4 protein-coding genes are annotated in these 18,899 nt (G+C 63.1%); 1 reads left to right on the top strand and 3 read right to left on the bottom strand.

From position 1 onward, the window contains the following. The first annotated feature begins 111 nt into the window (after positions 1 to 111). The gene (locus tag ACV22W_RS00415) at positions 112 to 12,486 is read left to right on the top strand and encodes an LWXIA domain-containing protein (protein ID WP_448017233.1); all 12,375 of its coding nucleotides are present in this window, start codon (positions 112 to 114) and stop codon (positions 12,484 to 12,486) included. A 483-nt stretch (positions 12,487 to 12,969) separates the two neighbouring features. On the opposite strand, the gene ACV22W_RS00420 is transcribed toward ACV22W_RS00415, so the two are convergent. From ACV22W_RS00420 to ACV22W_RS00430, 3 genes are all read right to left on the bottom strand, one after another. Continuing rightward, positions 12,970 to 13,158 carry an efflux RND transporter permease subunit gene (locus ACV22W_RS00420; RefSeq protein ID WP_448017234.1) on the bottom strand — a complete coding sequence of 63 codons (189 nt, stop codon included), beginning with the start codon at positions 13,156 to 13,158 and terminating at the stop codon, positions 12,970 to 12,972. Between the two features lie 215 nt (positions 13,159 to 13,373). Continuing rightward, positions 13,374 to 14,270, bottom strand: a complete 897-nt coding sequence (locus ACV22W_RS00425; protein ID WP_448017235.1) for a hypothetical protein — start codon at positions 14,268 to 14,270, stop codon at positions 13,374 to 13,376. Positions 14,271 to 14,278: 8 nt separating this feature from the next. After that, a complete protein-coding gene (locus tag ACV22W_RS00430; RefSeq protein ID WP_448017236.1) occupies positions 14,279 to 18,883 on the bottom strand; it encodes a DUF6531 domain-containing protein in 4,605 nt (1,534 codons plus the stop codon). Between the last annotated feature and the right edge of the window lie 16 nt (positions 18,884 to 18,899).

The following is an 18,899-nucleotide window of genomic DNA, read 5'->3' on the forward strand; positions in this document are numbered from 1 at the left end:
GACTACGTAATTCGTGCCTTTTTCACGCGCGGGCGTTCGGCACAATGGATCATTGCGCGTGGCCCGCCTGCCGGTGTGCCGGCACGTCACGCATGCCGCGGGAGAACGGACATGGTGTTGATGGCAGTGGGCGGGGGCGGGCCGGTCAGCGTGCCGCAGCCGCAGAACGATAACGATCCGGCGCCCAAGAACGGTTCCGGCAGCACCCCGCCGGCCCAGACGCCGGAACAGCAGGCGCTCGCGGCCGCGCAGGCCGAGACGCAGCGCCTGCTCCAGATCGCCCAGGCCGAAATGGCGACGCTCAAGCGCCTGCACGACCAGGGGGCGTCGCAGGCCGACCTCGACAACCAGGTGAAGAAGGCAGAGACCGCCTGGGGCGCGGTGCAGGCAGCCGTTCAAAACCAGATGTGCGTCGCGGCCGAGGGCGGCGGCGACGCCGACAAGGCAATCGCGGGCGTGGCGTCGGATCTGCGCACTGCGTCGCCGAACGATCCCGTGCTCGGCGAGGTCCTCGACGACGCGCAAAAGACGGTGTCGGCCGAATCGGCGCCCGAGCGCGCGACCAACGTGAAGGCGTTCCAGTTCGCGATGGCGGCGCAGAAGGACCAGAGCGCGAATGCCGACGTACAGCAGTACAACACATTGCCGGGCGGTATCCGCCGCGCCGATCCCGACACGGGCGCGCAGCTGCGCCAGGCGGCCAGCACGGCCGATACGGACGCCAACAACGCATACACGGCGCTCACCACCGCATTGCGCCACGAATACAGCACGTCGGCCGCGACGCTGCGGCTGAACGACGCGAAGGCCGACTACGCGGCATGGCAGAAGGAGCCGGGCGGTCTGCGCCGCGCCGACGAGGCCGACATCACGCAGGAGTTGTCGCAGGCGCAGAGCCAGTACGACAAGGTCGTGACGGGCGGTGACGACACCGCGCTGACCTACGTGACGGCCGACGAACAGAAGCAGGTCGTCGCGTCGGTGAAGCAGAATCACGACGGCATGTGGTACACCGGCCTCGTCGACGCGCTGGGCGAGGAAAGCCAGCTGAAGCGCACGATCGCGACGATCAATCCCGACGATCCGTCGCTGTCGCCGCAGATGAAGCAGCTCGCGCAGTCCGATCCGGTCACGTTCGCGCTGCTGCAGGACACCGGTGTCACCGTCGACCCGAACGACCCGAAGCTGTCGACGCAGGAGAAGGCGCTCGCGCAGCAGAACCCGCTCGCGGAAGCGTTTGTCAAGATGACGGGCGTGACCGTCAATCCGGCCGACGTGAAGGACCCGGCGGCGGCCAAAACGCTGAAGGACCAGATCGACCAGCAGGGCGTGTTCCAGTATGCGCTGGCACACGTCGACCAGAAATCGCAGGGCTACCAGCAGATGCAATTGCTGCTCGCGGCCGCGCCCGACGTTCGGCTGCAGTACACGAAGCAGCAGGTCGCGCAGCTGATGCAGGACCCGGGCAGCAATCCCGGCGCCGCGCTTCAGGTGCTGAAAACCAACATGGACGCGTCGTTCTCGCTGGACGAACGCCAGACGCTGTGGACGCAGGCCGGCCAGCCGCATTTCAACGAGAACTTCATCCATTCGCGAATCGATCCGCTGATGCAGAAGCCGGATGCGGATGCGACGGACCAGGCGAGCGTGCGTGCGCGTAACGACGGCACGATGAATGCCGACAAGGTCGGCAAGTGGATGCAGGACATCCTGAACAATGCGCCGCCCGAGTTCGCGGGCGTCGTGCTCGACACCGTCGAGAAGGATTTCAGCAACAAGTGGATGCAGACGAACACGGGCACGCCGCAGCCATACGGGCAGGGCACCGAGTTCTACAAGGGGCTCAGCAAGGCGGTCGGGCTGGCCGACCAGCAGCCGACCGCGAGCGGTGTGCCCGTGCAGCGCGAGGACGACGTCGCGAACTGGCTGCTCGACGACAAGGGCAATGCGAAGACGCTGATCTATACGCTGCGCGGCAGCGATACGGGCTACGGCTTCGACAGCGTGCGCCAGGCCCTGTCGTCGGGCGTCGATCCGACGCTGTCGAAGGCGCTGCTGTCGAAGATGCAGAACGACGACCGGTTCCGCGCGGGCTTCGCGAACGACTTTCAGCTGCGTTATCAGCAAGGCACCGAGCACGCGCAGAACAATCAGAACAAACAGGTTGCGTCGGCCAGCTACAAGCTGTTCCAGGCCGATCCGGACAAGCAGCTGAAAGCGTATTTCGACGACTTCCAGAAGAACTTCAACGACAAGTCCTATACGTTCACGACCGGCTCCGACCAGATGACGAACTTCGTCGGTGCCGGGCTCGGAATCCAGCCCGACGATCCGGGCGCGGTGCCGACCGATGCGAACGACGTGCCGTCGATGGCACTGCTCGAGCAGATGATCGTCGGCAACGGGCAGATGCTGAACGGCACGGCTGTAAACAGCCAGTCGCTGTACGCGAAGAATTCTGCCGCGACGCAGATGATCCAGACCGTCGTCGACGAGATCCGCAAGGTCGGCGGCGACCACGCGGTCGTGTCGCTCGTGCCGATCTACTACGTGTCGAAGGGCACGGGTACCGCGCCGAGCGCGTTGTTCAAGGTGCAGATCGAGAACCATCCGGGCCAGTTCAAGCTGATCGACGACCGCGGCTGGAAGTACGACAGCGTCGACGACTACCAGCACAACAACGCGCTGTCCGACGACGGCAAGCTGTACGTGCCGAAGAGTCTGACGGATAGCTCGGCGACCGGCGGTTTCTCGCAATACGAGTCGATCGACGCGCACAAGACGGAGTGGTACCAGCACGTCGAGCACTACCTCGAGATCGGCACGGGCATTCTCGCTGCGGTCGGCGGCGTCGTACTGGTCGCGAGCGGGATCGGTGCGATCGGCGGCGGCCCGCTGCTCGGTTACGCGATGGCGGCCGTCGGTGCCGGCATGGCCGTCGGCGTGCCGGCCGCGATCGGTGACCTGAAGAACCTCAGCGATCACGGGCAGTCGATCGGCTTCGGCAACGCCCAGGCGCGCGGCGACTGGATCGGCCTGATCGGCAGCGGCGCAGGCATCGCGGGAGGCGGACTCGGCGTGGCGGCCAAGTCGCTCGCGGAAGCCTCGTCGCTGCTGCGCGCGACGGGCCAGGTATCGGACCTGGTCACGCTGGCATCGCGCGGCGAGGGCGTGACGGCCGACGTCGCCGGTCTCGGCCGTTTCGCGCAGGAAGCCGACGCGTTCCAGTCGCTCGCGCAGACCACGGGCCGCACGGCCGGCGTGTTCAATATCACGGGCGGCGCGATCGGCGGCTATCAGATGCTGGACCAGAGTGTGTCGCTCGTGAAGAACTGGGACGCGATGTCCGATTCCGATCGCGCGCAGCAGCTGCTGAATCTCGGGATCGGCGTCGCGCAAATGGGCCTCGGCTCGCACACGCTGATGGAGGCGCCGATCCGCGCGATCACGAAGACGCCCGCGCCGACGTCGATGCCGCGGCCGATCGCGGTCGACGTGGCGAACACGATGTTCGGCAACGGGCTGGCGAACCAGCGTCTCGCGGTCGGCGAGATCGGCAATCCGTGGCAGCACGCCGAGGAGCAGGCGGCCAGTTTCGGCGAACCCGCCGCCGACGGCGAACCGGTGTCGCCGGCCGAGGCGGGGCTGCGGTCGCGGTTCGCTGCGTGGTTGCGCGCGCGCCGCACGCTGGGCACGCCGGACGACGCGATCGTGCTGCGGCTTGCGCCCGACGCCGAAGGAATCGACGGCGAGGCGACCCCGGCCGTTGCCGATGCGCTGGCTGGCGAACCCGCGAATTCGACGTCCTCGACACCGTCCAAAGCCGGCGCGCCGGCAACGGCGGGACGCCCGACGTCGTGGAGCATTCCCGCGCATGTGGCGGCCGATCCGGAGGCGCTGGGCGGCGTGGTCGGGTCGATTCTCGACAGCGGCAACCGTCTCGAGGACGTCGAATACTACGTGTACGCGCTGGAGGACGGCGAAGGGAACGTGCGCACCCCCGACGAAGACGGATTGCCTGCGACCGAACGCGGCAACCTGGCGGACGACATCCGCGCAGCGAACGCGGATGCGCGGCGCGCGGCCGCCGGCGACGATCCGGTGAAGCTGGCGGCCGCTGCCTCCAACGAGGACGGCACGATCGGCGTCACGCGTTACGCGTCGTACCACGACGCGATGATGGTCGCTCGCAGCGGCGTGGCGGCGGGCCGCTATCAGGTCGCGCTGGTCGACCACGGTGCGCTCGCCGCGGACGGCACGGTGCCGCCCGAAGCGGTGGTCGCTCGCGTCGGGCTCACCGACGCCCGCGATTCGCTGATGCTGTCGATGAACGATACGTACGATCGCACGCTGCGCGTGATGTACCCGCGCGGGTTCGATCCCGCGAAACCGCTGATCCGCAGCGAGGACGGGCGGCGTGTCGACGTCATCAACACGCCGCTCGGCATGAGCGAGACGCAATGGGGCGCATATCCGCGCCGCGAAGCCGACCTCGCGATCTATTCGAACCATCCGGACCAGCCCGAGAATCGTCTGCCGGCGGGCGAGCGGCCATTGATGCCGGTGCCGCCCGGCTACTTCGCCGTGTACGCGCATGCGTGGTCCGATGCGTTCGCGAGCGCGACCGGCAAGCCGATGAGCGCCGAGGACCTGGCCGAGATGGTGCGGCAGAGCGGCTGGGACGGCAAATCGCCGGTCATTCTCTATGCATGCGGCGCGGGCACGCGGGTGAGCCCGCTCGCGCAACTGCTCGCGAACGTGCTCGGCGTGGACGTGTACGGCGCAAGCGGCTTCGTCGCGTGGCGTTCGCCGCGCTATCGCAGCGACGGCAGCCCCGACTCCGGCTATACGACCGGCATCGTCGTGGAGCCCGGCGCACCGAGTCTCGCGGGGAAGCCGGATCATTCGGTGCAGCATGCGCCGCGCACCTATCGTTTCTCGCCGGCGCTGGCAATCATCGACCAGGGCGCGCATGCAGTCGACTGGAGCACCGTCGCGCCACGCCCGGTGTCGAATCGCTGGGGCGGCGGCGGCGGCGGTGCGCTGGGCGACGCGCGTGTGCCGCTCAGCGTCTACGTATGGCGCGTGCTGACGAATCGCGGCGGCTCCGTCATCAATCCGCGCAGCGGCCGATCGGCGAGCGCGCTCGAAATGACGCACGCGCTGGAGGAACTGGCGTGGAAGGGCTATACGCCGGGCACGCCGATCGCGCTGGAGGGACCGCGCAGCGGCGCCGATCCCGAATTGCTGCAGGAGTTCGCGGACCTGATCCAGGCCCCCGTATTCGGCCGATTGGGCGACGACGACACGGCCGGATGGCAGCGTGCGATCCCCAATCCCAATCGCCGGCTCGCGCGGTTCCAGATCGAACCCGACGTGAACGGCAAGTTCTCGCCGGGCCGCGCGCAGCCGGTCCGCATCAATCCGCTCGAACTGCGGCCCGTGCCGGGTTCGGATGTGGTGAACCTGCTCGGCCACGAGACGGCACGGCAATTCCTGAAGGTGTCAGGCTTCGACATCGCCGAATCGCACGGCACGAAGCCGCGCGACGTGAGCTGGGAGAGCTCGATCGCGCTCACGCAGGGCGGCAACACGATGTCGCCGAAGGAATTCGCGCGCCGGCTGCTCGAGGATCCGGCTTATACGGAAGGCAACGGCGTGCTGCTGACGGGCTGCTATCTCGGTTCCGGCGGCTATCCGTTCGCGCAGGAGCTCGCGTATGAGCTGCAGGTGCCGGTGATCGCGTCGATCGCGTCCAATTCGATACGTGGCACCGGCGCGCTGGAGCTGCATCCGAACAGCGACGACATCGTCGTGCCGGCACATGATCCCGACGTGTCGACGCGGCTCTACCTGCATGTTCCGGAGGCGCCCGACGCGAGCGAACCGCCGCTCGTGTTAGCACGGCGTGGCGAACCCGTGCCGGGCACCGTGGCGCACGACAACGCGCCGGTCGAACCGGTACGCCCGATCGAAGCGCAGATCGATCCCGAGGCCGACAGCGGACGGCGTGGCAACGCCGGTGCGCCGGGCGATGCCGCGCGGCCGGGCGCCACGCTGCGCGGGCCCGCGCAGCCGCATCCGCGCCTCGCGGCCGAACCGGACGCGAGCGAGCCGCCAGTCTACGTGCCGATTCCGCTCGTCGAGGTCGAGCCGGGGCAGATCTTCACGGCGGACGAGTGGGCCGCGCGCACCGAGCAGGCCGCCGAGGCTGAAGCCGACGACGGCCTGTCCGGGAAAACGCAGAAGATCTATCCGAAGACCAGCCGTGTCTATACGGACCGCACGATTGCCAACGACGGCGTGGTCACGACGACGATCCACGGCCACTCGGTGCTGCAGCCGGGGTTCGACGACGTGACCGGTATCGACGCGACGCAGCATCCCGAATTCCTGCGTCCCGCGGATACGCTGCTGATGCCGGACACCGACCCGCTGCACGCGATCGGCGCGCGCGGGCTGATGTCGCCCCCCGGTCATCACGTGGTGTTCGGGCACGGGATGTCGGCCGACGCGATGCTCGGCCCGGCAGGCAGGCCGCTGACCCCTGCCGAAGTGGCCGAGCGTGTCGCGCCGCATCTCGAACCGGGGCAGGACGTGACGCTGTATTCCTGCTTCGGCGGGTCGAACAAGCATGATCCGCTGCGCGTCGCGCCGGGCCAGGTGCGTGCCGCGAGCACGACGTTCGCAGCGGCGCTCGCACAGCATCTGTCCGAGTTCACCGGGCGGCCGACATCGGTCTGGGCTCCGCTGGACATCCTGCTCGTCAAACCCGACGGTTCGACCACCGTGCGCGGGACGCGCCTGACCGGCCAGATCGACAAGGATCGGCTGCCGATGCAGCGCTTCGTCGGCGATCCCGCCCGTGCGGGCCGTCCGGCGTTGCCCGCCGGGCCGAACGCCGAGCCGGCGCCGACCACCGCGCACACGGCGACGCGACCGCCGGCCGATCGGCCGGCGCGCCCCACGGTGCCGCGCGTGCCCGATCCGACGTTTGCCGATCCCGGCTACGACTTCACGACGATCCCGGATGCCACGTTCGAATCGGTCACGCTCGACCATCCGTTCCGCACCGCGCTGGCCGACCGGCCGGGCGTGATCGGCGACGCCGCGCGCGTGACGCAAGCCGGCGGCACCGTGAGCCAGCACTGGCCGAGCCATTTCCTCGACGACCCTGAGCCGACCCGCGTGATCGACGACGTGATGCAGGCATTCGACTCGGCAGGCCTGACGAACCTGCGCGTCGAATTCGTCATGCGGGACGGCAGCATCGTGCTCGGCAGCGGCACCGATCTCGGCAGGCTCGATCCCGAGGCAGGCTGGTTCCGGTTCAGCGGCACGGTGCCCGACGCCGCGGCGCCGGCACCGCACGCGACGCGCCGCACGGCCGCCGGCGCGCCGCTCGCGTTGCCGGAAGGCGTGAGGACGGTCGCACACGACGATCTCGGGCAGGCGCTCGATGCGGCGCAGGTCGGGCCGCGCGATCACGCATACGTGCCGGCCGATGCACTGCCGGACGACACCGCCTTCGCACAGGGCGACCTGACGCCGCAGGAACGCGTGGCGGCGAGCGCCACCGCGAACCTGGCCGCCGTCGACGCTGCGGCACCGGCCGACGTCGTGCTGCTGTCGGCGCTCGGCCACGATCCGGCGAGCGCGCTGCGCATCACCACGCCCGACGGCAGCACGCTGTTCAAGCCAGCCGGCGTCGACATGTACGTCGTGCGAACCCATGACGCGGCGACCGGCGACGTATCGTACCGGCTCACCGGCGTCGATCACTCGGGCCTGCCGGAAGGCTATGCGGCCGTGCATGCCGGCGGCGCGCGCGCGCTCGGCGCGGTCGACGGCAGCCCGACCTGGCCGATGTTCGGGCAGGCCGGGCCGGGCGGCCGTCTGGCGAGTGCCGCGGGCAACCCGGCTGGCGATCCGTCCGCCGCGGCAATGCCGGTCTCCGCTTCCGGTCATGCCCCCGCACCTGCCGCGCCTCAGGGTACCGCGGCGGTGGAGGCGAACAATCAGGCGCGTGCGGCCTCATGGCTCGACACCCTCGGACGGCGCACGCTCACACGGGTCGACGGCCGGCATGCGCCGACACTGGACGGCCTCGCTCGCCAGCTTGGCGCCAACGCGCATGTGCTGGTCGCCGCGCATGCGAAGCCGCCGGCCAGCACCGATGCATACGCGGTGCCGACGTTCGTCGCGGTACTCGAGACCGATGCGAACGGCGCGCTCGGCCCGGTACGGATGCTGGACGGCTCGCGCGTGCCGCATGCGCTGAACAAGGCGCTGGAACGGGCCGACAACAGCGGCCGACGCGCACGCGGCAAGTTCGATTTCTATCTGTCGCCGGTCGAGCATGACGAACTGGTGCGGTTCGGCGGTGCGTCGAAGATCGAGACGCCGGACGGCAAGACGTCGTGGTCCGTGACACCTTCGGGTCAGGCGATCGAGAAGACGCTCGCTGCCGACGTGTCGAAGCTGCAGGATGCACCGGTCTTCAAGCGGCCGCGCCAGGCCGTGCACGCGGTGTCCGGCGAGCATCGCTGGATTCACGTGGTCGACGACGAGACGGGCAAGGTGCTCGGCCATGCCGAGCGCAACACGAACCACGAATGGAAGTATTTCGAGAAGGCGTCGGTCGGCGATACCGAGATTCCCCAGCAGGATCTGCATACGGTATTCAGGCGCCGCCGCCGCGGCGGCATTCCGGTCGGCCGGTCGCCGCGCCGCGGGATTCGCTTCATCGTCAGCGACGTGGCGCCCGCGACCGTCGATCGCATCGGCGGGTTCCGGCCGGCGAAGGAGGCCCCGGCCGTCGAGAAGAAACCGTTCCGCTCGGCCGGCGACCTGTTCCAGTCGATCATGCCGGTGCGCAAGCCGCTGGCGCGCACGGAGCAGGGCGGCGATGCGAACGCCGCGCCATTGCCGCAGATCGATCCGCATCTGCTGCCGTCGGAGCAGTCCAAGCTCAATGCGGTCGACTTCAGCGGCAACAGCGTGCCGCATCTGCTGACCGCAATCCGGAACGGCGCGCTGGACGGCGACCGTCACGTGATCTACGTATTCAGGACCGACGGCGCGGTAGCCGAGGCGCTCGGCGATCCGCTCGGCGTGATTGCCGGGCGCAAGGGCCAGATGCGCTGGTTCGACAAGCTCTCGCAGGCCAACAACGAGAACAAGCAGGGCGTGCCGCTCGATGAAATGCCGATCGGCAACGATCGCTTCGGCACGGACGTGCATTTCCTGCTCACGCAACTGTCGCCGAACGAGTTCCTGAACAGTGCACGGCCAACGCGCGTCGCCGCGCTCCAGGCACGGGCGAAGGCGCTGCGTGACCAATGGAAGGATGCGGAAGTGCGCGGCCTGAACTCGGCGCCGTTCCGCGCGCTTGCGGCCCGCACGCGGCACGGCTACAACGAGGTGCTCGCGGACTTGCGGCGCTTGGGGAGCAAGGGTGCGACACCTGCGCCGTTGTCGATCGAGCCGTATCAGCCGGGGCTCTCGTCGGCCACCTCGGTTGCGTTCAGTCTGCGCAGCGGCGTGGCGAAACCCGCAGAGTATCTACAGACGCACGAGCAGATCGAGGCGTACAACAAGCAGGCGCAGCGGCCCGGCAACGTGAATCTCGTGCTGAAGGGCGAGCCGCAGGCCGTGATGGTCGACGTGGGCATGTGGCGCACGCTGCTCAACAAGCTGTACGTCGCGCGCGACGTGTCGACGTCGGCGTCGCGGTTCCTGCCGGTGCCGGGCAAGCTGCGCGCGCGGACGCGCAACCTGGGTGCGGCGACCGTCGCCGACAAGCGGATCCGGCAGATCTTCACGCGCTCGGACAAGGCGTTGCAGGATCGCATGGTGCCGATGGCGCGCTCGTTCTCGCTGAGCGACGATCCCGCGTTGATGGGGGCGCTCGTCGAGCGGTACGGCGGTGTGATGCCGGTCGCCACGCTCGTGGTCGATCCGCATTCGCTAGCCGCGGTGCTCGGCAAGGCGCACGATCCGGACTTCCTGCGCGCGGTGCGTGCGCTCGGCGATCAGAAGCGCGCCGTGTTCGACGGCGATAACGGGATGATCCATCCGGCGCCGGGTTCGGACGGGACCGCGCTCGCGCTCGACGATCTCGCCCATCTGCATGGCTGGCTAGACGAGGCCGCGCGCACCGGTTTCGCGATCCGGCTCGAAACCGCGCCGTCGCGTGCGCTCGTGTCCGGCGCCGACTACCGGTTCCAGTCGGGCACCAACGACACGTACCACGACTATGTGCGGGTCATGAGCGCGCTCGAAAGCTGGTCGAACGCGCATCCCGACACGACGGCGCCGAACGTGATGGTCACGTTCCACGGCTGGGATGCGGTGCCGGAATCGGTGCCGGGCGGCGGGCACGAAAAACTGCTGCGCGCGGTGCTCGAGCACAAGGGGCTCGAATGGGTACACATGGGGCTGTCGTACGGCACGCATGGCGCGGACTTCATCGGCAACCAGGATCTCACCGGCGCGCTCGCGAAGCTCATCGTCGAGAACCGCAAGCAGCCCGCGATCATCAACCGCCTGCACGGCGCCGATGCGTTGACACGCGTATTCGAGCGCGTCGACCGGCAGACACTCGTGAACCAGCACCAGCTGCTGTTCGCCGAAATCGAGCGGCTCGGGATCGCGGACGGGATGACGCCCGCCGAGTTGGTCGCGCTGCGCCAGAAGCTTTACGAGGGCAACACGACCGTCTGGCTGAACCAGGCGCGCAAGGCGACGATCGAGCATGCGACGAAGCTGTGGAACGCCGACGGTAACAAGCCGCGTACCAAGACGGACGAGGGCGCTCGCGCGTTCGGCGGACGCTGGCTGAACGACTACGGTGCGAGCGTGCCTGCCCGCGTGAAGACCGGCACGCAGCCTTCCGCGGCCGATCCGGCCGAGCACTGGCGCGCGGTCGCGCGCGACCCGGCGCTGATCAACGACGGCACCAAGCCGATCGGCACGAGCCGCCGGGAAGCGGCCCAGCTCGCGCAGGTCGATATTCCCGATGCGAAACGCGCGCAGGCGGAACTGCATGCGCTGCGGGTTCACGACGAACCGATCGGCGAGAATACGCCGCCGCCCTCGGGCAAGCGGATCGCGGGCGATATCACGGCGGCCACCTTGACCGGCGGCGCGGGCGCGGGTGCGCTCGTCGCGCTCGGCCGGGAGTCCGTGCAGACCGCAACGAACTCGCTGTACGCGGGCTTGCGGGTCGGACGTGTGTTCCAGGCGCTGCATCACGGCGCGGTCGCGAGCCTGAAGAACGGCGACCCGCGCGTGTTCGACCGCGTGGTGGACAGGCTCGTGCGCGGGCTGCAGGCACAGCTCAAGGCGAACGGCTTCGACGTGACCGCACGCGGCGCGCAGCTGGAGCAGATCGCACACGAAGGCAAGGCGATGGCCGCACAGCTTCGCGCGCTCAACACCGACGGGATGCTTTCGTTCGACGACACCGTCGCGCATACGAAGGCGATCGCCGCCGACATGCTCGCGCAGATGCAGGGCGTGGTCGGCGGGACATCGCTGAAGCTGCTGCACCATGGCAGCCCGCGGCATCTGGTCGGCCGGGTGGGTCGCCTGCTGGCGCTGGGCGGTTACGGCGGCTCGATCTCGATAAATGCGTTCACCGCGATCGCGCACGGCAACTGGCTGGCTGGCGGACAGGCGATCAGTGGCGTGTTGAGCGCCGCCTATACCGGCATCGTGTACAGGGGCAGCCTGCGCGGCGTGAATGCCGAGAACCGCAGTCAGCTCGCGCGGATCGCAAGCGCGACCGGTGACTACCTGACATCGGCGGTCGGCATCGCAACCGGCATTCATACCGCGCTGACGAAGGATCCGGTGACCGGCACGCTGACCGCGATGTCCGGCGCGTTGCTCGGCGCCGGGCGGCTGCATTCCCACTTCCCGAACGCGACGCCGTGGATGGAGCGCTTGCCGACGGGCATCGCGCTGGCACCGGTGGCGGTCTTCGGGATCTTGCAGGGAATCAGCTTGTACAACGCGGCGACCGCGCCGGACGATCAGCACAAACCGCCGGGTTCGTCGCCGAAACCGTCGGGTCCGAATGCCGGGACACCGGCGCCTGGCGCCTCGCTCGCACCGTCGCCCGGCGCGACGACGGCGCCGGTCCAGCCGAGTGCGTCCGCGACGCCGTCGGCATCGACGAAGGCGGGCACGCAGCCGTCGAGCGCGCCGTCGCAACCGACGCAGGCGCCGACGAGTTCACCGGGTACGACGTCGGCGCCGCCGTTGACGGTGAACGTGGCGGTTGGCGATTCGTTGTGGTCGATCGCCGAGCGCCACGAAGGATCGCTGCTTGCCGCGGCGCACGTGCCGGCCGACGAACAGCAGCGGATGTCGGATGGTCAGCGGATCAACGTCGCGTTCAACGAAATCCTGCAGCTCAACCGGAACCTGGCGAGCCATCCGGGCGAGATCGATCCGGGGCAGCAGGTCATTGTCGGGTGAGTGGCCGCCCGAATTGCAGATGCTGCGGCGCCTGTCGAATGCGCTGCGGCCAGGCTCGACAGGCTGCCTCGTCGAACCGGCCGCGCGATAGCGCAACACGAGGCGCTCAACCTGCCGCACGCTCAAACTCAGCCGGTCGGCCGCCTGGCCGGGCTTGAGCCGGCACTCGGCCACCGCCTCAATTTCCTTCAGACGATCCACTTCACGCATCGTCATCGTGATCGTCCCAGTCGCGTTCATCGCCGGCGCTCCCGGTGGGGTGTCGGCGATCAACCTACAGGCCAAAACGCGGCATTTTTATTTAGCGGAAACGCGACATCTGAACTTGGGACCTACACCAGTTGTCATACCGATAATTCACGTTATGTAAAATAGTATGAATCTGCTAGAAAATCCTCGTCTCTCAGTCCCATCAAGGCTCGTCGTTGCCTAAACTCCCCCCCACCAGTCTCATCCCGGCGGCCATCCCGCTTCACCGCCGAGTTACCCAACCGACGCCGCCACACGAAACGAGACCGTCGCAAACACAAGCCCGATCATCGTCACGGCCAATACGCCCCCGATCATACTGGTCCCGATCCCGCGTCGGTCTTTCGATCTTGTCGCCAGAGCCAGCGGCACCACACCCAACAAGTAAGCCATCGACGTCATCACAATCGGCTGAGAACGCAAGGAAGTTGCCCCGATCAGTAATGCTCCTGCGTCGACAACCGGCGACGGATGAGATCCGGTACGTACTGTGCAATCACGATTGTGTTGTTATCGCCTACTCCGATCACTGAAATGCATGTCGTTTAACATAACCCGAACGTAGCGCAGCTTTACGGAGCGATGTGTTCTCGTGAGGCGAATTTATGCGAGAACCGCCGTTTACTTTTGAGATGAAATTAAATGATAAATGGGAAGGGCCTGCCCACTCCCTTCTCTATGCCACGGTGCTCCATAAGCGGAGTCATGTCGTCACTTCCGGTCTTATTGGCAGTAAAAAATTCAAGATTGGGGAGGTTTTTTAGGAATAGCAGATCCTTGGTCTTGTCGACATGAAGAGATTTGAGCTGTGGCATTTTTGACAGGAAATCCCAGTCTGCATTCTTCACCCCCGATCCGAACCATAGGTGTTCAACATTAGGCATTTCAGTGATTGCCGAAAAATCATTTAGATTTTTTGCTTTATCAATGTAGAGCATATTTAAACTGCGAATTTCATTTAACCCGGATAGTGATTTTATCTTTGAGTTAATTATGGCGATTCTGTTGATTGAATGGATTGACGATATCGGGGTGCAATCGCTTTCGTCGAAATCAAAAATCTTGAGTGCCTTGATATTCTCAAAATCTGTCAAGTTAAATTTTTTTCCCTTGTACTGAAAAATAAGCCTCTCCAGATTTTTTGATAGAGGGGACAGATCGATGCTTTTGAGGTGATTTAGAGAGTAAACCGACAGGGATTTTAGATTTTTAAAATTCGAAAGGTCAGATAAATCCCAATCACTGTCGATAGCCGAGCCGATCTCATCCAAAATGCTCAAATTGCATATTCCGTCCTTCCCGGGTATTTTGTTATATAAAAACCTAAATTTATCAGGATTTGATCCAACCAAATTGATGGTATCGCATTTGTGCTTTTTAATGAGGTCTGCGAATTCGTAAAAAACTGACGTAGAGCACGTAAGACGAATTTGCCCGTAGTAATATTCAGCGTCTCTCGTCACGTTGTAAAATCCAAGATAGGTTTCGTTGCCGTCCTTGCTGTTTACCAAATCTGAAATAATTATCTCGCTCATATTCTCGCCTATCGTCCTGATCCTGGTGCTTTGCTGTTGAAAGTACGCGCTATACCCTGTGCGGCCGCGTCCGCTGCGCTTTTGACTTGAGAGCTGGCAGCATTGTACCTCGACACGCCAGCTGAGTTGACGGCGTTCAGCAAATTTGGATTGTTTGGAAATCCGTTCATTGCCATCAATCTGGCTTCAACCATCTCGGCGAAGTCACGAGGACTAACACGATTGCGAGTGGCGATGGGCTTCAAGTCAGTGTGACTACCCTTTGAAACTGCGTTGTCGTAGTACTCGGCTGGTTTTTTATTGGGGCCGAGTCTTCGTTGCGCGTCACCATGACTTCCGTCTTGCTTTGTGCGGCATCGCGTTGAAGTCATGTAGCGTCCCCTTTTCCCCTTCCCGATGTAAGTATTTCCTCTTGTAGTTATAAAAATGTACACCCCATTTAATCCGAGTGGATCAATCCATCCCTGGAGATTAGGGGCAAAATTGTATGGATTTATCCCGCATGCAAGTCCAATTGGATCTTGTGATATGAAGGCGCCGATGCTTGAGTCAAAATACCGGAAGCGATTGTAGCGAAGAGTGGATTCGCTGTCATAGTACTGACCTTGGAGTCGAAGGGGTTGGTAGAATGTTTCATATTTCCAATGGGCGGAATTTTCAGCTGCCCCTGCATTGTCACTCTTCCAGATGATATTTCCCGATGCATCGGTGATGCATAAAGGCTCCCCATTGGGATGATTGTGAAAGAAAAATATCGCATCACTATCCTGCGCTCTCGTTTCAGTTGATTTGTAGGGTGCTGACTGATCTCGTTGGGTTATTTGATGAACGATGGCAAGCGGCCAAAATGTATCTGGATAGTAGAACCACTCCCGATCCCCGACGTTTTGCGCGACCTTCATTTCATCAATACGGTCGCCGGCACCATCAATTTCAGATATTTCCCTTGCCAGTACATTCTCGTCCCAAAAAAATCGACTCTGGCGTGATAATATGAAATTGGAGGTGTCAGATGCTTGATCCGCGGTATGAATTTCGCGGGAATATTTTCCGATTCGTCGATGAAAAACATCGTACTTATACTGAGTAATAACCTGTGAGGCGCCCTCTGCGGTCCGTCGCTCCGCGATCGTTTCTAGCAATAGTCCGTCACCATCCCATGACAGCCACAGATCCTGTTTGTCATCTCGCTTACTCACCATATTTCCGGCGCTATCGAACGTGTAGTGACAACCGTTGTGTTTGCCTTCTCGCCACCATACGTTATTACTGGATCCCTCTCGTGCTACGCCTGATTCAAGACTTTGGTGAATGCGTGTCCTCAACAAATCTCCTGCTGGATCGTGCAGGAAACGATGTAGTTTACCGGAAGGATCGACGTGACGAGTTATGCGCCCTACGGGATCATATTCAAATTGCTCACTACCGAACTGTGAGTTTCTTATTTCGATCAATTCTCCATTCGCGTCATAGGCATACTCGCTTGTAAAGAGTGTGCCGGTGCCGGCATGCAATACGTGCTTGGCAAGACGGCCATCTGAATCATATGTTAGCTGCCGCCGTTGATTCGAGTTGAGGTTTTCGAAGTCGACCTGTCCAAGTACATCGCGCTCCAAAGTGATCGGTGATGCATTATCAATCTGAATTGAGACAACCGCATCGAGCAAGTCGTAACCGTAACGCACGACATGCGGAGCAGTGCATTCAGGTGTAGAAAATACCGTGCGGCGCTCGACACGATTACCTGATTGGTCATATGCAAATGCAATTGTGAAATTGTCGCCTTGCCTTTCTTCGATAAGTCGCCCTTCAAAGTCGTATCGAAGGGCGACGCGACAATCCGGGTTCTCGGCCACTATGAGATCGCCGCTTTTATCGTAGACAAACGTCTCGGTACGCACCCCTTTGGGTTGCCGAGCATCGGGAACCCGCTTTGTAACGATACGGCCAAGCACATCGCAATCGTATTCAATTGCTCTTTGCAATGGGTCGATGCTACGCCGCAGTTCTCCTGCTGGTCCGTATTCATAGCGCCGCCGCTGCCCCCAATAATCGATCTCTTCGACAATCCGCCCCAGCGCATCACGTTTCAGCGCATAGAGCTCCCCCCGTTCGTTAACTACACCGATCAGTTGATCTTCAGTGTCGTACCGGTATTCGACGATATGACCGTCTGGAGCCGTTCGTTTGGCGATTCCTCCCAGTGACGAGTACTCCATCTGCGTCACGTTTCCCGACGGATCACGGTATTGCACAAGATTGTCTTCTGAATCGTAAACGCAATTGACCTCGCGCCCACCAGGCTCGATCGAGCGTATCAGGTTGCTGTTTCGGTCATATTCATATTGACTAGCGCGGCCGAGTGCATCGACGACTCGAATGAAATTACCTCGTGCGTCACTCGTGTAATGGGTATGATTACCCAGTGCATCTGTCAACGTCGCAAGGTATCCATCTCGGTTGTATTCAAATTTCGTAACCGCACCACGTGGCCCGATATGCGAAACAAGCTGTCCGTATGAATCGTATGCGTAGCATGAAATCGCGTGCGATGGCGTTGTATGCTTGATGAGATTGCCTTTGTCATCCCACTCATAATGCCACTGCCGGTCAACCGAGGCCATTACGCAAATAGCTCGATGATTTGCGTCATACTCAGCACCCAATACACTTCCGTCCGGCAGCGTCTGTGCAAGCAAGTTTCCATGCGGATCGTATTTCCACGTTGTCACGCGGCCTGCAGGATCAATCTCCATACTTGCACGGTCCTGCTCGTCATACCGATATCCGGTCACACCTCCGACTGGATCTATCTCCACCAAAGGTATCCCACGCTCGTTCATTTGTATGAACGATGTATATCCGAGCGAATTGGTGATCCGCGTCTCCATCCGCACGCGGTTATAGCCAAAGCGATAATCGAACAGGCCGTTGTCGCCCCACGCGTGATCGACACGCCACGCGTCGCCGTCACCCCGTTGGTAGCTGTAGTAGAACGACGTACCTCGTGCGCTCGTGTGATTTACCATCCGATGCTCGGTCGCATACTCGAAATGATGGGGATGCGCCATTGCGTTGATTGCCGCCACCAGATTGCGTTCTCGATCGTGGTCGTAGCTCACTAGCGGATGAGCGTTTCCCTCCGCATCAATCAGCGTTAGCATTTTCAGTAGTCCCGCGTCGGGGCCACGTCCTGTATCGCACTTGACCAGGCGCTCGGCTCGACCGTCGCACCTCCACTCGATGAGACGAACGAGACTGCCCGACAAATCGCGCTCGAATACCCACGCATTGCCGTTGAGATCTGCCATGCGATCCAGTGGCAATGTGAGCGGAGAGGCGCCATTGAGTGATGCGGCTGTTTCTCTCCAACGAGCAGGCAGTACGAATTCGTACTCGATGCCCTCGCGTGTACGCAGAAACATTCGTCCATCGGCGCAGTACAACGCGTGGCCATGCTGCCAGTCATATGTACGTCCGGACCATCCGTTGTCTGTTGGTGTCACGTTGAATGCGGTTGCGTGATCTGGGAAGTGCGCAGCGGCACCGATCGCACCTTCGTGTGGCATCAGATCCAGTCGGATGTCAGCCGGTGTCTGCCAACCTGCTCCGACGGTCCCGCCATGGGTGTTGTGACTTGCGTAATGCCGCTCCCACACAAGCGGCAATCGCCCCATTACGGTGAAATCTCTCTGCTGGACAACCACTTCTCCCGTCGTCACATCAACGGGCTCCGCCTTGAGCACATTGCATCGCAGGAACCCTGACTTCAAATGCAGCTTATCGGCCAACGTCTTTGCCCAATCCGATCCCCGAAACGCCTTGAACAACCCCTTCGCCGCCGCAGCCATGTTCATGATCGGCGGCCCGCCTACCAACACCGGCCGCCCTGCCGGAATCGGCAACATCACCGAACTGGGCATTGACGGATAAGTCCGATCGGTATGCGCGCTGTTATGCGGTGGCGGCTCCATCCCGACCGACCAGCAACTCAACGCCTCCAGCGCCATGTACGACATCGGATCGTTGTTGGCGAGCACCGTCTTGCTGCCCATGAACGATTCCCCGTCGTTCGACGGTTCAACTTTGTCAGGCGGAGCAAACGATTCTCCAAGCGGGAAATGCAACCCCGGTACGTGATAAGCATGCGTCCCGGCCGTGGCCCGCATCATCCCGTTCACAAAAATCGGCCTGCCGCTGCTTCCCCCCGACCCGACGTTCGAACCAAGATCATCGCTTATGCGGTTCTTGATCTTGTTGACCTCGTTCGCCAGCCGCATCCCCTCAGCGACGTTGGGGTCGTCCTTGAAGTCCGGCAGCTTGCCGCCACCCATCAAGTCATTGACCTGCTGGTTCGCCTCATCGGCCAGATGCGCCAGCTTCTCCACATCTTCGGGATGATCTTCGATGTATTCGGTCACCTTCTCCTGCACGATCATCATTGCAATGCAGCCGACCACGGCCTTTGCAGCTTGAACGTACTCACGCAGATCGAGCATGAACCCGACATGAGGGTGCGGCAGGAACACCGGCGGTGTCCCAGGGGTAACCAGCACCGAATGAACGTCGACGCCGACGACTGGATCGAGATGCTTGACGGCCGGGAGTGCCACGATTTCAGCCCTCGTT

It is taken from the genome of Burkholderia sp. AW49-1 (assembly GCF_053427845.1).

Excerpts from the sequence above, each read along its gene's own strand:
- ACV22W_RS00415 (WP_448017233.1), top strand. The coding sequence starts at position 112 with ATGGTGTTGATGGCAGTGGGCGGGGGCGGGCCGGTCAGCGTGCCGCAG.
- ACV22W_RS00425 (WP_448017235.1), bottom strand. The coding sequence starts at position 14,270 with ATGAGCGAGATAATTATTTCAGATTTGGTAAACAGCAAGGACGGCAAC.